This window comes from Streptomyces sp. NPDC006487, assembly GCF_042870555.1.
GTDB lineage: Bacteria > Actinomycetota > Actinomycetes > Streptomycetales > Streptomycetaceae > Streptomyces.
The window spans coordinates 176,233-191,982 of sequence record NZ_JBIAHN010000018.1 but is presented as its reverse complement, the minus strand read 5'-3'; the positions used below and the strand labels follow the sequence as shown (position 1 = coordinate 191,982).

The window sequence follows — 15,750 nt, the reverse complement described above, 5'->3', positions numbered from 1 at the left end:
GGCATAAGTCCTTTGGGGGGACCTGCCCGGCAGGAGGCCGCCATGCTCCAGGAACTGCTGACAGCCGGCGCCGTCGCGGGCGTCGGGATCGCGGCCTACGCGGGCGCCGCCGCCCGGGTGGTGAAGCAGTACGAGCGGGGCGTGGTCTTCCGCCTCGGCCGGCTGCGGGACGGCGTCCGGGGCCCCGGATTCACCTTCGTGGTCCCGGGGTTCGACCGGCTGCGCAAGGTCAACATGCAGATCGTGACGATGCCGGTGCCCGCCCAGGAGGGGATCACGCGGGACAACGTCACGGTGCGGGTGGACGCGGTCGTGTACTTCAAGGTGGTGGACGCGGCCAGCGCCATCATCGAGGTCGAGGACTACCGCTTCGCCGTCTCCCAGATGGCGCAGACCTCGCTGCGGTCGATCATCGGCAAGTCCGACCTGGACGATCTGCTGTCCAACCGGGAGCAGCTCAACCAGGGCCTGGAGCTGATGATCGACAGTCCGGCGGTGGGCTGGGGCGTCCAGATCGACCGGGTGGAGATCAAGGACGTCTCGCTCCCGGAGACGATGAAGCGGTCGATGGCCCGGCAGGCGGAGGCCGACCGGGAGCGGCGGGCGCGGATCATCAACGCGGATGCGGAGCTCCAGGCCTCGAAGAAGCTGGCGGAGGCGGCGGAGGTCATGTCGGAGCAGCCCGCCGCGCTTCAGCTGCGCCTGCTCCAGACGGTCGTGGCCGTGGCGGCGGAGAAGAACTCCACCCTGGTCCTCCCGTTCCCGGTGGAACTCCTGCGCTTCCTGGAGCGCGCGGCCCCTGCGCCCGCGGCCGCTTCGCCGGCGGCGCCGGGTCCTCTCACCGCGGCCCCCGCTCCGGCGGCGCCGCCTCCGGACACCGCTGCGGGGCTCGGCCCCGGGGCCGTCGCGGAGCCCTGCCTGGACGGGTCCCCGCCGCCCCCCGCGGAGCCGGACGTGCGCGGCTAGGCGCTGCGCGGAGCTGTCCCCTGCCCGCCCTTCCACCGTTCCCCGGGCTCCGCCCGGACCCGTTGCCGCGTGCGGCGCCGCTGCCGGGGGCCGGCCCCCGGGGAACGGGCGAAGGGTGGGTGGGGGACCTCGCCCCCGCAGGGCTACGCGCCGGCGGTCAGGCGGGAGAGGGCCTCGGCCAGGGGGAGTTCCTCGCGGGCGCCGGAGCGGCGGTCCTGGAGCTCCACCACCCCGTCCGCCGACCGGCGGCCCGCGACCAGGATCCACGGGACCCCGATGAGCTCCGCGTCCGTCAGCTTCACCCCGGGTGACAGGCCCGGCCGGTCGTCCAGGAGGACCCGGAGACCGGCCCCGGCCAGGGACTCCGCCGCCGACTCCGCCAGCGCGAGCGGCACCGCCTTGCCCGCCGCCACGACGTGGACGTCGGCCGGGGCGACCGCGGCGGGCCAGCACAGGCCCCGCTCGTCCGCCGTCTGCTCGGCCAGCGCGGCCACCGCGCGGGAGACGCCGATCCCGTAGGAGCCCATCGTGACCCGGACCGGCTTGCCCTCCTTGCCGAGGACGTCGAGTCCGAACGCGTCCGCGTACTTCCGGCCGAGCTGGAAGATGTGCCCGATCTCGATGGCCCGGTCGAGCCGCAGCCCGGCGCCGCAGGAGGGGCAGGGGTCGCCCTCCTCGACGACGACCACGTCCAGGTACTGGTCCACCTCGAAATCCCGGCCGCAGACCACGTCGCGGGCGTGCGTATCGGGCTTGTTGGCCCCCGTCACCCAGGAGGTGCCCGGCGCGACGCGCGGGTCGGCGAGGTAGCGGACCTTCTCCAGGCCCTGCGGGCCCACGTAGCCCCGTACGAGGTCGGGCCGGCCGGTGAAGTCCTCAGCCGTCACCAGCTCCACGACCGCCGGGGCCAGGTGCTCGCCGAGCTTGCCCAGGTCGACCTCGCGGTCGCCGGGTACGCCGACGGCGGTGATCTCGCCGTCGACCTTCACCAGCAGGTTCTTCAGCGTCGCGGAGGCGGGGACGCCCAGGTGCGCCGCCAGGCTCTCGATGGTGGGGGTGTCCGGGGTGGGGATCTCCTCCAGCGGGCCGTGCTCCCCCGGAGCCGGGGTCAGGGCGAAGGTCACTGCCTCCGTGTTGGCCGCGTAGCCGCAGGAGGGGCAGTCCGCGAAGGTGTCCTCGCCGGCCGGGGCCGGTGCCAGGAACTCCTCCGACGCCGAGCCGCCCATCGCGCCGGAGACCGCCGACACCACCCGGTGGTCGAGGCCGAGCCGCTCGAAGATGCGTACGTAGGCCTCGCGGTGGAGCCGGTAGGACTCCGCCAGGCCCTCGTCGGACACGTCGAAGGAGTACGAGTCCTTCATCTGGAACTCGCGACCGCGCAGGACGCCCGAGCGGGGCCTGGCCTCGTCCCGGTACTTGGTCTGGATCTGGTACAGCATGACCGGCAGGTCCTTGTAGGACGTGCACTGGTCCTTGACCACCAGGGTGAAGATCTCCTCGTGGGTGGGGCCGAGCAGGTAGTCCGCGCCCTTGCGGTCCTTGAGCCGGAAGAGCAGGTCCCCGTACTCCGACCAGCGCCCGCTGACCTCGTACGGCTCCTTCGGCAGCAGTGCCGGGAGCAGCACTTCCTGCGCCCCGATCCCGTCCATCTCCTCGCGGACGATGCGCGAGACGTTGTCCAGTACCCGCTTGCCGAGCGGCAGCCAGCTCCATACTCCGGCGGAGCTGCGCCGGACGTAGCCGGCCCGGACCAGCAGGCGGTGGCTGAGGGTTTCCGCGTCGGCGGGGTCCTCGCGGAGGGTCTTGGCCATGAGGCGGGACATGCGCTGCACGTGTTGCGTTGACATGACGGGAGGCTACCGGGGCCCGCGGGGGCCGCGGAAACCGGTTTGAGGGCCCACGGGGTCGGGGCGGCCGGGGATCAGGGCCTGCGCAGCGGCAGCGGGGCGCCCATGACGGCGTACGGGAGGCTCGCGCTCGGGAAGAGGACCTGACGGGCGAGGTCCGTGTAGCCGAGGGAGCGGTAGAGGCCGCGGGCGGGGCTGTCGGTGTCGATCGCGGAGAGGATCGAGCGTTCCTCGGCGGCGGTGTCGGTGATGAGGGTGATGAGGGCGCGGCCGACGCCCTTGCCCTGGAACCCGGGGTGCACGTGGAGCTCGGTGATCACGAAGGAGCCGTCGAGCCAGCTCTCGTGCCCGCCGGTGCGCAGGTAGGGCTCGACGATTCCGGACCACCAGTGCGTGCGGTCGTTGGGCATGCCGTAGACGAACCCGGCGAGCCCCCCGTCCTCGGTGAACGCGCCGAGCGCTCGGGCTCCTCGGCAGGTCATGTGGCGCTGGACGATGTAGCGCCGGATGCCGACCTCTTCCTCGCTGAGCCCGAAGGCCATGGCCTGCACGCGCAGGGCCTCGTCGACCCGGGCGGCGAGGTCGAGGGGCCCGATGCGCAGTCCGGCGGGCCGGCCGGGGTCGTCTCCCGCGGGGGTTGGCATCATGCGGCGACTTTACTGGCCGACCGCGGAGTCGAACAGGAAGATCGGAACAGGACGCACACATCGGCACGCCCGGGCGGCGATGCGCTCAGAACAGCACGCTCATGAACGCGCCGACCTCGCGGAAGCCGACCCGGTGGTAGGAGGCGCGCGCGGCGGTGTTGAAGTCGTTGACGTACAGGCTGACCACGGGGGCCACGTCCCGGAGCGCGTACGCGACGACGGCTGCCATCCCGGTCTCCGAGTGCCCGCGGCCGCGGAACTCGGGGGCCACCCAGACGCCCTGGATCTGGCAGGCGCGGGAGGTCGCGGCGCCGATCTCGGCCTTGAAGACGACCTTGCCGTCCTGGACGCGGGCGAAGGAACGGCCACTGGCGACCAGCTCGGCGACCCGGGCCTGGTAGAGCAGGCCGCCGTCGCCGGTCATCGGGGAGATGCCGACCTCCTCGGTGAACATGGCCACGCAGGCGGGCATGATCAGGTCCATCTCGTCCTTGCGGATCCGGCGGACCCCGGGGTCCGCGGTCACCGTGGTGGACGGCTGTTCCATGACCATCAGCGGCTGGCGGGAGCGGACGTCGCGGGCCGGACCCCAGCTCGGCTCCAGGAGCTGCCAGAGCAGCCCGGTGGCCGCGGCGGGGCCGACGATGGAGGAGCAGCGGCGGCCGGTGCGCCGGGCGCGGTCGGCGAAGGCCCGTACCGCGTCGGGTTCGGCGCAGACGGGCACCAGGTTGGCACCGGCGTAGCAGAGGGAGCGGAGCTCGCCGTCGGCGTACCAGCCCCACATCTCGCCGCCCAGACGCCACGGGTCGAGCCCGGCGATCTGGACCCGGGAGGTGACGAAGGCGTTCTCGACCGGCTCGCGGCCGAGGATGTCGAGCGCGGCGTCAAGATCACTGGGCTCAAGGACCCGGGTGGTGGTCTGCGTCAACACTGGGGCCTCACCATGCAAGTCTGCTGATCTCCGCACTGTACCCGGACCGGCTCCGAGATGCCCCCGAGGCCCCTCGGAGGGCTTCCCGGGCCCCTCCCCGGGCCGGTGCCGACCACCGGGAGGCCGAGGGAGGTCCGAGCGGGGCCCGCACGGCACGCCAGGGGCCCGCACGCAGCCCGGGGGCCCGCACGGCACGCCAGGGGCCCGCACGCCGACGGGCCCGGTACCGCACCTGCGGTCCCGGGCCCGTCACCGTTCCTGCTGCGGAGCCGCGCGGCTCCCCGCGGGGAGCTACACGCCGATGGCGACCGTCGGCTCGCCCGACATGACGCCGTCCTTCTCCATCTGCTCGGCGATCTTCATCGCCTCTTCGATGAGGGTCTCGACGATCTTCGACTCGGGGACGGTCTTGATGACCTCGCCCTTGACGAAGATCTGGCCCTTGCCGTTGCCGGAGGCGACGCCCAGGTCGGCCTCACGGGCCTCGCCGGGGCCGTTGACGACGCAGCCCATGACGGCGACGCGCAGCGGGACCTCCATGCCCTCCAGGCCCGCCGTGACCTCCTCGGCCAGCTTGTAGACGTCCACCTGCGCACGCCCGCAGGACGGGCAGGAGACGATCTCCAGGCGGCGCGGCTTGAGGTTCAGCGACTCCAGGATCTGGATGCCGACCTTGATCTCCTCCACCGGCGGGGCCGACAGGGAGACGCGGATCGTGTCGCCGATGCCCTCGGAGAGCAGCGCGCCGAAGGCGACGGCGGACTTGATCGTGCCCTGGAACGCCGGGCCTGCCTCGGTGACGCCGAGGTGCAGCGGGTAGGTGCACTGGGCGGCCAGCTGGCGGTAGGCGTTGACCATGACCACCGGGTCGTTGTGCTTGACCGAGATCTTGATGTCGCTGAAGCCGTGCTCCTCGAAGAGGGAGGCCTCCCACAGCGCGGACTCGACCAGCGCCTCGGGCGTGGCCTTGCCGTACTTCTTCAGCAGACGCGCGTCGAGCGAGCCGGCGTTGACGCCGATCCGGATGGGGGTACCGGCGTCCTTGGCGGCGCGCGCGATCTCCTTCACCTTGTCGTCGAACTGCTTGATGTTGCCCGGGTTCACGCGGACGGCGGCGCAGCCGGCGTCGATCGCGGCGAACACGTACTTCGGCTGGAAATGGATGTCCGCGATGACCGGGATGTTCGACTTCTTCGCGATCACGGCGAGCGCGTCGGCATCGTCCTGCGTCGGGCATGCCACGCGGACGATGTCACAGCCGGAAGCGGTCAGCTCGGCGATCTGCTGGAGCGTGGCCCCGATGTCGGAGGTCCTGGTGGTGGTCATCGACTGCACGGAGATTTGGGCGTCGCCGCCGACGGCCACCGAGCCGACCTGGATCTTGCGGCTGACCCTGCGGTCGGCGAGCTTCGTCGGCACGGCCGGCATTCCGAGAGAGATGGCAGTCATCTGCTGTGCAACCCCAAGGTGTGGATATAGGTGCCGGGATCGGCGGGCCCCAGGGTCCGAGATTACGCCAACCGGCACGTCTCCCACGCATCGCAGGGGGTGTGCCACCCGAACGTAGGGAGCCGGGCACGATGCGTGCCCGGCTCCGGTCCCCATGCTGTACGGGTATCCCGTACGACGATCCGCCGATCTTTCGATCAGGTGATTTTAATGGGGTTGACCACGTCCGCGGCCAGCACCAGCAAGGTGAAGCAGAGGAAGACCCCGGCCACCACGTACGCGGCGGGCATCAGCCTCGCCACGTCGAAGGGGCCCGGGTCGGCACGCCGGAAGACCCGGGCGAAGGCCCGCCGCACCGACTCCCACAGGGCGCCCGCGATGTGCCCGCCGTCCAGCGGCAGCAGGGGCAGCATGTTGAACAGGAAGAGCGAGAGGTTGAACATGCCCAGGACGTTCAGCATGATCGACATCCGCTGCTCGCTCGGAATGTCCAGGTTCGCGACCTCCGCGTTGATCCGGGCCGCGCCGATGATGCCCATCGGGGAGTCTGGCTCCCGCTCGGCGCCGTTGAAGACCGAGTTCCACAGGGCCGGGATCTTGCCCGGGAGCTGGGCCAGGCCCTGCAGGCTGCTCTCGACGACCTCCCCGACCCGGTCCGCGGACTGGGCGAAGGTGAGCGGGGCGATCACGGACTTCGGGCCGACGCCGAGGTAGCCGGCCGAGACGTACTCGCCCTTGACGTAGCCGCCGTGACCGTCGCTCTTGCCCACGCGGTTCTCCACGAGGCTCGCGTGCAGGGTCACCTTCTGCCCGTCGCGCAGGACGGTGAGGGTGACGGGCCCGATGGTGTCGCGGATGTTCTTCTGGAGGGTGGCCCAGTCCTCGACCGGCTTGCCCTGGAAGGCCACGATCTTGTCGCCGACGAGCAGGCCGGCGGCCTTGCCCGGGGCGGCCGGGTCGCCGGCCCCGCATTTGTCGCGGTTCTCGCTCTGCTTGATCACACAGTCGGTGACGGTCTGGACCTGGGTGGTCGTCTGCGGCACACCGAAGGTCATCCACACGCCGAAGAAGATCGCCATCGCCAGGACCAGGTTCATGAACGGTCCCGCGAACATCACGATCACGCGCTTCCACGGCTTGCGCGTGTAGAAGAGCCGCGATTCGTCGCCCGGCTGCAGCTCCTCGTACGCCGCCGAGCGCGCGTCCTCGATCATCGTGCGGAACGGCGACGTGGAGCGGACGGTGACCTTGCCGTCCTCGCCCGGCGGGAACATCCCGATCATGCGGATGTACCCGCCCATCGGGATGGCTTTGAGCCCGTACTCGGTGTCGCCCTTCTTGCGCGACCAGATGGTCCGGCCGAAGCCGACCATGTACTGGGGCACGCGGATGCCGAAGAGCTTGGCCGTGGAGAGGTGGCCGAGCTCGTGCCAGGCGATCGAGAAGAGCAGCCCGACCGCGAAGACGAGCACGCCGATCAAGGTGAGCAGTATGGTCATGCGCGCGCCTCCACTGCGGCCCGTGCCGCCATCTCCTGTGCCCGGGCCCTGGCCCAGGTCTCCGCTTCAAGGACGTCCGCGACCGTGAGGGAAGTTCCCCCGGCAGGGGTTCCGTGCTCGTCGACCACGGCAGAGACCGTATCCATGATTGCTGTGAACGGGAGCCGACCGGCCAGGAACGCCTCTACGCACTCCTCGTTCGCCGCATTGAAAACGGCGGGCGCGGTACCGCCCAGGGCGCCGACGTGCCGGGCCAGGCCCACCGCGGGGAAGGCCTCGGTGTCCAGCGGGAAGAACTCCCAGGTGGACGCCTTGGTCCAGTCGAAGGCGGTGGACGCGTCCGGGACCCGCTGGGGCCAGCCGAGACCGATCGCGATCGGGCCGCGCATGTCCGGCGGGGTGGCCTGAGCCAGCGTGGAGCCGTCCGTGAACTCCACCATGGAGTGCACGTAGGACTGCGGGTGGACCACGACCTCGATCCGCTCGAAGGGGATGTCGTAGAGCAGGTGCGCCTCGATGACCTCCAGCCCCTTGTTGACCAGGGTCGCCGAGTTGACGGTGATCACCGGTCCCATCGCCCAGGTCGGGTGGGCCAGTGCGTCCTGCACCGTGACCGAGGCCAGCTCGGCTCGGGTGCGCCCGCGGAAGGGCCCGCCGGAGGCGGTCACCACGAGCTTGCGCACCTCGGCGCGGGTGCCCGCGGCGAGGGCCTGGAAGAGCGCCGCGTGCTCGGAGTCGACCGGGATGATCTGGCCGGGCTTCGCCAGGGCCTTCACCAGCGGGCCGCCGACGATCAGCGACTCCTTGTTGGCGAGGGCCAGCGTCCGCCCGGCCTTCAGCGCGGCGAGTGTGGGCGCGAGGCCGATGGAACCGGTGATGCCGTTGAGCACGGTGTGGCACTCGGAGGCGGCCAGCTCGGTCGCCGCCTCCGGTCCGGCGAGGATCTCGGGCAGCGGTTCACCGGCGCCGTACTCGGCGTCCAGCGCCTCCTTGAGGGCCGGTACGACGTCTTCGCGCGCGACGGCCACCGTCTTCACGCGCAGCAGCCGGGCCTGCTCGGCCAGCAGCGCGACCCGGCCGCCGGCGGCGGACAGGGCCGTGACCCGGAACCGGTCCGGGTTGCGCAGGGCGAGGTCGATGGCCTGGGTCCCGATGGACCCGGTGGAGCCGAGGATGACGATGTCCCTACGGCCGGCCGCGGGGTCGAAGAGGAGGTGCGGATCGGCGAGGGGGGATGGGCGGTCGCTCATGGACCCATTGTTGCCGCAACTCAGGGGCGTCCGGACACTGAGCCCCCATCCGTGACCCGAAGGAGAAGGTGCGGGAGCGTCCCGGCGAAGTCCGGCAGGGTGCTGGCCACCCGCCACCAGGCGTCCGGGTCGGAGCCCAGGGCCAGCGCGAACAGCCGGTCGGCCTCGGACCGCGCGGCGACCACCGGGGCGGACGGTTCGTGGCGGTCGGGGTGGTCCACCTCTCCCAGCCAGTGGTCCTCGTCCAGGGCCCAGCAGGCGGGCGCCTTGTGCCGGATCACGTCCTCGCCGGTGAGCAGCCCGCGGGCGAGGCAGTCGCGCACCCACCGGATGTCCTCCTGGACGGACTCCATGGGCACGGCCAGGCTCGCCAGGGCCAGTTCGCGGTCCACGCCCGCGACGGGCTCGGCGGACCCGGGCGCCACGGAGCGCACCGCCTCCGCGAGCCCGGGAACGGCTGGTCCCCCGGCGGGCTCCGGCAGGGTGCCGCGCACGATCCGTGCGACCAGGACCGGCAGGGTGCCCGGGAAGGCGGGGGCGTGGCGCAGCAGCTCCGCCCAGAGCCGGGGGTCGTCGCGCAGGGGGCGCAGGGCACGGGCGGCGGCCGTGCGCATCCCGGTCCGCTCGGGCAGGGTCCAGCGCAGGCCGCGGGCCCCGGACAGGTCGGTGAGGAGCAGGGTGCGGTGCGCGGGGGCCACGTGGGCGACGAGCTCCTCGTGCGTGACCCGGCCCATCCGCACGGCGCGGACGGCGGGCCGGTACCAGAAGCGCATCTCCGGCGCCGCGGTGGCGAGCAGCCCGTGGACGGCGTCCCGGGACAGGTCCGCCACGAGCAGCAGGGCTTCGACGGAGCCGGCCGGCAGGGGCAGGCGGAGGTGTTCCGCGAGCAGCGGCTCCGGGTCCGGGTCGTGGCGGAGCGCCAGGATGTCCAGCGCGACCCGCGGCCGGCGGCCGTGGCGGCGCAGCAGGCCGATGAGCTCGGCCGCGGTGAGCGGGTCCTCCTCGGGGTCGCGGCCGAGCTCGGCGCGGAGCACCGGGAGGAGCTCCGGCGGGGTCCGGCGGCGGGCGTACCGGGCGGGCCCGGGCAGGCCGGGCAGCGGCCGGCCCACGACGCGGGGGTTGCGGGCGACGTAGCTGCGGGCGGCCTCGTTTCCGTGGCGGAGCAGCAGGGTGACGGTCGAGGCCGCCAGCCATTCGTCCCGGCACAGGTACTTGAAGGCGGGCTCGTCGAGCCGGCCGATCATGTCGGTGACGACGTGGTCCGGTGCGTGGCGCAGGACGTGCGCCACGCACCAGGCCAGCCGTCGGCTGGCGCGGTCTTCCTCGGCCGTGGGCATCGTTCTCGTCCGCCTCGCGCTGTGCTCGTACGCGTACCAGTACCCGTACCGGTCCCGTACTCATCCTCGTACATCTGTCCGATGTCCGGCGATGATTTCAGGTCAGCGCAGCGGCCGGTGGACGTTTTCGCGGGTGGAGGGGCCGGGGGTGGCGTCGGCGATCCACGGGCCGTCGCCGGAGGGGTCGAGCACTCCCTCCTCCAGCCAGGTGTAGGTGCCGTTCAGGACCCCGGCGACGACCTTGCGGTCCAGGTCGTCGGTGTTGTCCCAGAGCCGCCCGAAGAGCTCCTCCACGCGGAGCCGGGACTGCCGGCAGAAGGCGTCGGCCAGCTGGTAGGCCTCGCGGCCGTGCTCTGCGGAGGCCCGCAGGTGCTCGGCGCGCACGCAGGCCGCGCTCATCGCGAAGAGCTCGGCGCCGATGTCGACGATCCGGCCGAGGAACCCCTGCTTGGTCTCCATCCGGCCCTGCCAGCGGGACATGGCGTAGAAGGTCGAGCGGGCGAGTTTGCGCGATCCGCGCTCGACGTAGCGCAGATGGGTGGCGAGGTCGGGGTGGCCGTTCGGGTGGAAGGCCCGGTAGGTGCCGGGGACCTGGCCGGGCCCGGTGGTCAGTTTGGGGAGCCAGCGGGCGTAGAACCCCGCGGCGCGGGCGCCCGCCTTCGCCTTGTCGCCCAGTGCCTTCTCCGGGTCGATGAGGTCGCCGGCCACCGACAGGTGGGCGTCCACGGCCTCGCGGGCGATCAGCAGGTGCATGATCTCGGTGGATCCCTCGAAGATCCGGTTGATGCGCAGGTCGCGGAGCATCTGCTCGGCCGGGACGGCCCGCTCGCCGCGGGCGGCGAGGGACTCGGCGGTCTCGAAGCCGCGCCCGCCGCGGATCTGGACCAGCTCGTCGGCGATCAGGCAGGCCATCTCGGAGCCGTAGAGCTTGGCGAGGGCGGCCTCGATGCGGATGTCGTTGCGGTCCTCGTCGGCCATCTGGGAGGCGAGGTCGACCACGGCCTCCAGGGCGAAGGTGGTGGCCGCGATGAAGGAGATCTTGGCGCCGACGGCCTCGTGCAGGCCGACCGGCCGTCCCCACTGCTCGCGTACGCCCGACCACTCGCGGGCGATCTTCAGGCACCACTTCCCCGCGCCCACGCACATCGCGGGCAGCGACAGCCGGCCGGTGTTCAGCGTGGTCAGCGCGATCTTCAGCCCGGCTCCCTCGGCGCCGATGCGCTGGGCCGCGGGGACCCTGACCCGGTGGAAGCGGGTGACGCCGTTCTCCAGGCCGCGCAGGCCCATGAAGGCGTTGCGGTGCTCGACGGTGATGCCCGGCGAGTCGGCCTCGACGACGAAGGCCGTGATCCCGCCGCGGTGGTTCTCGCTCCTGGGGACCCGCGCCATGACGAAGAGCAGGTCGGCGACGACTCCGTTGGTGGTCCAGAGCTTCACGCCGTCCAGGACGTACGCGTCCTCCCCGTCCGGGACCGCCGTGGTGGCCAGGCGTGCCGGGTCGGAGCCGACGTCCGGCTCGGTGAGGAGGAAGGCGCTGATCGCGGTGGTCGCGCAGCGCGGCAGGTAGGCGTCCTTCTGCTCCTGCGTGCCGAACATCTTCAGCGGCTGGGGTACGCCGATCGACTGGTGGGCGGAGAGCAGGGCGCCGATGGCCGGGCTGACGGAGCCGACGAGGGCGAGCGCCTTGTTGTAGTACACCTGGGTGAGACCGAGGCCCCCGTACTTCGGGTCGATCTTCATGCCCAGCGCGCCGAGCTCCTTGAGCCCGCGCACCGTCTCGTCGGGGATCTTCGCCTCGCGCTCGATGCGCGCCCCGTCGACGGAGGTCTCGCAGAACTCCCGCAGCCGGGCCAGGAAGGCCTCTCCGCGCCGGACGTCCTCGTCGGCGGGGAGCGGGTGGGGGTGGATCAGGTCGAGCCGGAACCGTCCGAGGAACAGCTCCTTGGCGAAGCTCGGCCGCTGCCAGTTCTGTTCCCGGGCCGCTTCCGCGACCTGCCGTGCCTCGCGCTCGGTCACCTTGGGCCGTACGGGCCGTTCGGGCTGGGTCTCGCTGTCGCCGGGCTGTGTTGCGGACATGAGGGGGCTCACCTCGCCGCCGAGAGAGGGGGTGCTTACCGGTGGGTGCTACCAGTGAGTCGTACCCGTTTCGGGCGGCGGGGAAGCGGCGGTAAAAGGGGGACGGCCGGAGCCCCCGCACAGTAGGCTCCGGCCGTCGGCTTGGTGGCCGTACGAGTGGGGTCAGATGTCGAGGCCGCTGAGGACCAGGACCCGCTCGTAGGTGTAGTCGTCCATCGCGTAGCGCACGCCCTCGCGGCCCACGCCGGACTGCTTGACGCCGCCGTACGGCATCTGGTCGGCGCGGTAGGACGGGACGTCGCCGACGATCACGCCGCCGACCTCCAGCTCGCGGTGGGCGCGGAACGCGGTCTGGATGTTCCGCGTGAAGACGCCGGCCTGCAGACCGAACTTCGAGTCGTTGACGGCGGCGAAGGCCTCGTCGGTGTTCTCGACCCGGCGCAGCGTGAGGACCGGTCCGAAGACCTCCTCGGTGGCCAGGGTGACGCCCGCGGGCACCTCCGCGACGACGGTGGGCTCGTACGAGGCACCCTCGCGCTTGCCGCCCGTGAGCAGCTTGGCTCCGGCGGCCACGGCCTCGTCGACCCAGGACTCGACCCGCTTGGCGGCGTCCTCGGAGACGAGGGGGCCGACGTCGGTGGCGGAGTCGTTCGGGTCGCCGGTGACCTGCTCGCGGACCTTGGCGACGACCTTCTCGACGAGGCGGTCGTAGACCGTCGCGTCCGCGATCACGCGCTGCACGCCGATGCAGGACTGGCCGGCCTGGTAGTTCGAGAAGGTCGCGATGCGGGTCGCGGCCCAGTCGAGGTCGGCCTCCGAGGACCAGTCCTCCAGGACCACGGCCGCGGCGTTGCCGCCGAGCTCCAGGGTGCAGTGCTTGTGGGGCACGGCCTGCTGGATGGCGTAGCCGACCTTGTCGGAACCGGTGAAGGAGATGACGGGCAGGCGCTCGTCCTTGACCAGCTCCGGCATCTTGTCGTTGGCGACGGGGAGCACGGACCAGGAACCGGCCGGCAGGTCGGTCTCGGCGAGCAGCTCGCCGAGGATCAGACCGGAGAGCGGGGTGGCCGGGGCCGGCTTCAGGATGATCGGCGCGCCGACGGCGATGGCGGGGGCCACCTTGTGGGCGCACAGGTTCAGCGGGAAGTTGAAGGGCGCGATGCCGAGGACCGGACCCTTGACGAAGCGGCGGGTCAGGGCCAGACGGCCGACGCCGCCGGCGTCGGTGTCCAGGCGCTGGGCCTCTCCGCCGTTGAAGCGGCGGGCCTCTTCGGAAGCGAAGCGGAACACGGACACCGCACGGCCGACCTCACCGCGGGCCCACTTGATCGGCTTGCCGTTCTCGGCGGAGATCAGCAGCGCGATCTCCTCGGTGCGCTCGGCGAGCCGGCGGGCGACGTGGGCCAGGGCCTCTGCGCGTACGTGGGCCGGGGTCGCGGAGAACTCCGCCGTCACGGCGTAGGCGGCGGCCACGGCCTCTTCGACCTGGGCGTCGGTCGGGACGCTCACGGTGCCGACGAGGCGGCCGTCCCACGGGGAGTGGACGTCGAAGCTGTCGTCGCCCGTGGCCTGGCGGCCGGCGAGCCAGAAGGCGTGGGTGGAAGTCATGCTGATCCCGGCCCTTCGGAGTGTGTGCGGTGGGTCCTTGTCCCCTCCACCGTAGGACTCCGCCGGGGTTTCGGCGTTTGTCCGGGGTGGAGTACGTGCGTGGCGCGGCGCGCCGCTTTGTCAGTGTCGGGGCGCCCGCAGCCCGTGCGGGGCCCCGCCGGGGGCTCGTACGGGGCAGCCGGCCGCACTGCTGGGCGGGGCGGGCGGGCTCGGCTGCGCCACGCGGGGCCCCGCCACTCGGGCCGAAGTCCCCTACCCGCCCTTCGCCCGTTCCCCGGGGCTGTGCCCCGGACCCCGCGCCTCACACGCCGGCGATGCCGATCTTTTCAGCCCGTCCGGCGTTTGAGGACCGGGTCCGGGCAGAGCCCGGGGTACGGGCGAAGGGCGGGTAGGGGACAGCCCCGCAGGGCCGACCCAGCCCCACCCGCCCACGCACCCCAGGCCGGGACGGCAGTGGCGGGCACCCCGCCCAGCCGCCGCCGGACGGAGTCCGGCGCAGCGCGACGAAGCCCGCGCAGCGGTGCGAGGAGCGCGTCAAGAAGGTGTGGTCGCCTTCAGGGCGAGCCAGAGCTCCATGCGGACGTCCGGGTCGTCCAGGGAGCGGCCGAGGATCTCCTCCACCCGCCGCATGCGGTAGCGCAGGGTGTGGCGGTGGACGCCCAGGTCGACGGCGGCCGCGTCCCACTGGCCGTGGCGGGACAGCCAGGCCTGGAGGGAGGCCACCAGGTCTCCCCGCCCCTTCTCGTCGTGCTCGCGCAGCGCCCGCAGCGTGCCGTCCGCGAAGGCCCGTACCGCGTCGTCGGCGAGCAGCGGGAGCACCGAGCCCGCCGCCAGGTCCTCGTGTTCGACCATGGGGCGGCCGCGCCGCCGGGCCACGGCCAGGGCCTGGTCGGCCTGTTTGAAGGCCGCCGCCACGCCGGAGGCCACCGCGGGCGCGGACAGGCCGAGGACCAGCTCGTCCGGCTCCGGTTCGGCCGCTTCCCGGCCGCGCCGGGATTCCAGGGCCTCCGCGTGTTCCGCGCACGCCTGGACCGCCGAGCCCCCGTCGGCCGCCAGGACCACGAGCCGGCCGGGCTCCGGCACCACCAGCAGGCTCTCCCCCGTGCGCGCCGCCGCCGATTCCACGGCGTCGGCCAGCAGCGCCAGGCCCTCCGGCTGCGCCGTGCCGGCCAGCGCGGGTTCCGCCACGAGGATCCGGAACGGTGCGTCGAGCAGGGCCCCGTACAGGTCCCCGGCCACGGCCTGGGCGTGCTCCGCCTGGCCGGCGAGGAGCATGCGCAGTACGGCGGCGCCGAGCCGGGACTCCGCGTCGTGCAGGGAGCGGGAGCGTTCCGTGGTGAGGGTCAGCAGGGCCACCGCGGAGTGGACGGCGTACCGCTCCGCCGTGCCGAGCGGGGCCCCGGTGCCGACCGCGAGGGCTCCGCGGGCCCGCCGCCCCGTGCCCAGCGACTGGAGTTCGACGCGGTCCTCGGAGCCGCCGACCACGGCGCTGGCCGGCGCCGGCCGCTCCCGCAGCCGTTCCACGTCGGGGGTGAGCCGGGCGGCCCGGCGCGCGGCCCAGTCGGGTGCGGCCGCGACGACGGCGCCCGAGGTGTCGTAGAGCGCGGCCCAGCCGTGCACGTGCGCCGCCAGCTTCGTCAGCAGTTCGGCGGGCCCGTCGGCGGACAGCGCGGCCCGGGTCAGCTCGCGCTGCGCCTCGAAGCCCGCGGTCACGGCCCGGTACTGGTCGGCGGCGAGTGCCGCGGAGACCGCCTTGCTGATGGCGAGGAACGGGGTGCGCCGGGGCACCTCCAGCAGCGGCAGGTCCTCGGCGGTGGCGGCTTCCACGAGCGCCTCGGGCACGGCGTCGTAGTTCACGCCGACGGCGAAGCCGATGCCGACGACCCCGGCCGCCGCGAGCCTGCGGACGTAGCGCCGCATTTCCTCGGGGTCGTCCGCGTCCAGCTTCATCGCGGTGATGAGGAGGAGCTCACCGCCCTCCATGTACGGGACGGGGTCGGCGAGCTCACTGACGTGGGCCCAGCGCACGGGGGTGTCGAGACGGCCCTCCCCGGCCCGGACGCTGAGTTTGAGCGCCGAGTGCTGGACGAGCGAGGCGAGGGTGAGCGGCATGGGTACCGGGGCGCCTTAGGGAGAGGAG

Annotated in this window: 11 protein-coding genes; 1 reads left to right on the top strand and 10 read right to left on the bottom strand. The window is 72.7% G+C overall.

The annotated features are described in order from the left end of the window. The first annotated feature begins 42 nt into the window (after positions 1-42). Positions 43-966: a slipin family protein gene (locus ACFYM0_RS30100; protein ID WP_388506773.1), complete on the top strand. Its 924-nt coding sequence runs from the start codon at positions 43-45 to the stop codon at positions 964-966. A gap of 143 nt (positions 967-1,109) precedes the next feature. On the opposite strand, the gene ACFYM0_RS30095 is transcribed toward ACFYM0_RS30100, so the two are convergent. The 10 genes from ACFYM0_RS30095 to ACFYM0_RS30050 all read right to left on the bottom strand — a co-directional run bounded on the left by ACFYM0_RS30095 (position 1,110) and on the right by ACFYM0_RS30050 (position 15,722). Next, the gene (locus ACFYM0_RS30095) at positions 1,110-2,813 is read right to left on the bottom strand and encodes a proline--tRNA ligase (protein WP_388506772.1); all 1,704 of its coding nucleotides are present in this window, start codon (positions 2,811-2,813) and stop codon (positions 1,110-1,112) included. Between the two features lie 74 nt (positions 2,814-2,887). Further along, positions 2,888-3,457 carry a GNAT family N-acetyltransferase gene (locus ACFYM0_RS30090; RefSeq protein WP_388506836.1) on the bottom strand — a complete coding sequence of 190 codons (570 nt, stop codon included), beginning with the start codon at positions 3,455-3,457 and terminating at the stop codon, positions 2,888-2,890. 88 nt (positions 3,458-3,545) lie between these two features. Continuing rightward, positions 3,546-4,391, bottom strand: coding sequence for a GNAT family N-acetyltransferase (locus ACFYM0_RS30085; protein ID WP_388506770.1), 846 nt, complete (start codon positions 4,389-4,391; stop codon positions 3,546-3,548). Positions 4,392-4,682: 291 nt separating this feature from the next. Continuing rightward, positions 4,683-5,840, bottom strand: coding sequence for a flavodoxin-dependent (E)-4-hydroxy-3-methylbut-2-enyl-diphosphate synthase (gene ispG / locus ACFYM0_RS30080; protein WP_243337575.1), 1,158 nt, complete (start codon positions 5,838-5,840; stop codon positions 4,683-4,685). 197 nt (positions 5,841-6,037) lie between these two features. Beyond that, on the bottom strand, positions 6,038-7,339 hold the full coding sequence (locus tag ACFYM0_RS30075; protein ID WP_388506768.1) for a M50 family metallopeptidase: 1,302 nt from the start codon (positions 7,337-7,339) through the stop codon (positions 6,038-6,040). Continuing rightward, positions 7,336-8,589, bottom strand: coding sequence for a 1-deoxy-D-xylulose-5-phosphate reductoisomerase (gene dxr, locus ACFYM0_RS30070; RefSeq protein ID WP_388506766.1), 1,254 nt, complete (start codon positions 8,587-8,589; stop codon positions 7,336-7,338). The genes ACFYM0_RS30075 and dxr overlap by 4 nt, the downstream gene beginning before the upstream one ends. 20 nt (positions 8,590-8,609) lie before the next feature. After that, positions 8,610-9,926, bottom strand: a complete 1,317-nt coding sequence (locus ACFYM0_RS30065) for a hypothetical protein (protein ID WP_388506764.1) — start codon at positions 9,924-9,926, stop codon at positions 8,610-8,612. 102 nt (positions 9,927-10,028) lie between these two features. Further along, entirely contained in the window at positions 10,029-12,002 is a 1,974-nt protein-coding gene (locus ACFYM0_RS30060; RefSeq protein WP_388506762.1) for an acyl-CoA dehydrogenase family protein, read from the bottom strand. 162 nt (positions 12,003-12,164) lie between these two features. Next, entirely contained in the window at positions 12,165-13,610 is a 1,446-nt protein-coding gene (locus ACFYM0_RS30055; RefSeq protein ID WP_327255191.1) for an aldehyde dehydrogenase family protein, read from the bottom strand. Between the two features lie 534 nt (positions 13,611-14,144). Beyond that, complete coding sequence (locus ACFYM0_RS30050; RefSeq protein ID WP_388506760.1) at positions 14,145-15,722, bottom strand: PucR family transcriptional regulator; 1,578 nt, start codon at positions 15,720-15,722, stop codon at positions 14,145-14,147. Positions 15,723-15,750 lie beyond the last annotated feature (28 nt).

Excerpts from the sequence above, each read along its gene's own strand:
- ACFYM0_RS30100 (WP_388506773.1), top strand. The coding sequence starts at position 43 with ATGCTCCAGGAACTGCTGACAGCCGGCGCCGTCGCGGGCGTCGGGATC.
- ACFYM0_RS30095 (WP_388506772.1), bottom strand. The coding sequence starts at position 2,813 with ATGTCAACGCAACACGTGCAGCGCATGTCCCGCCTCATGGCCAAGACC.
- ACFYM0_RS30090 (WP_388506836.1), bottom strand. The coding sequence starts at position 3,457 with ATGCCAACCCCCGCGGGAGACGACCCCGGCCGGCCCGCCGGACTGCGC.
- ispG (WP_243337575.1), bottom strand. The coding sequence starts at position 5,840 with ATGACTGCCATCTCTCTCGGAATGCCGGCCGTGCCGACGAAGCTCGCC.
- ACFYM0_RS30075 (WP_388506768.1), bottom strand. The coding sequence starts at position 7,339 with ATGACCATACTGCTCACCTTGATCGGCGTGCTCGTCTTCGCGGTCGGG.
- dxr (WP_388506766.1), bottom strand. The coding sequence starts at position 8,589 with ATGAGCGACCGCCCATCCCCCCTCGCCGATCCGCACCTCCTCTTCGAC.
- ACFYM0_RS30065 (WP_388506764.1), bottom strand. The coding sequence starts at position 9,926 with ATGCCCACGGCCGAGGAAGACCGCGCCAGCCGACGGCTGGCCTGGTGC.
- ACFYM0_RS30060 (WP_388506762.1), bottom strand. The coding sequence starts at position 12,002 with ATGTCCGCAACACAGCCCGGCGACAGCGAGACCCAGCCCGAACGGCCC.
- ACFYM0_RS30055 (WP_327255191.1), bottom strand. The coding sequence starts at position 13,610 with ATGACTTCCACCCACGCCTTCTGGCTCGCCGGCCGCCAGGCCACGGGC.
- ACFYM0_RS30050 (WP_388506760.1), bottom strand. The coding sequence starts at position 15,722 with ATGCCGCTCACCCTCGCCTCGCTCGTCCAGCACTCGGCGCTCAAACTC.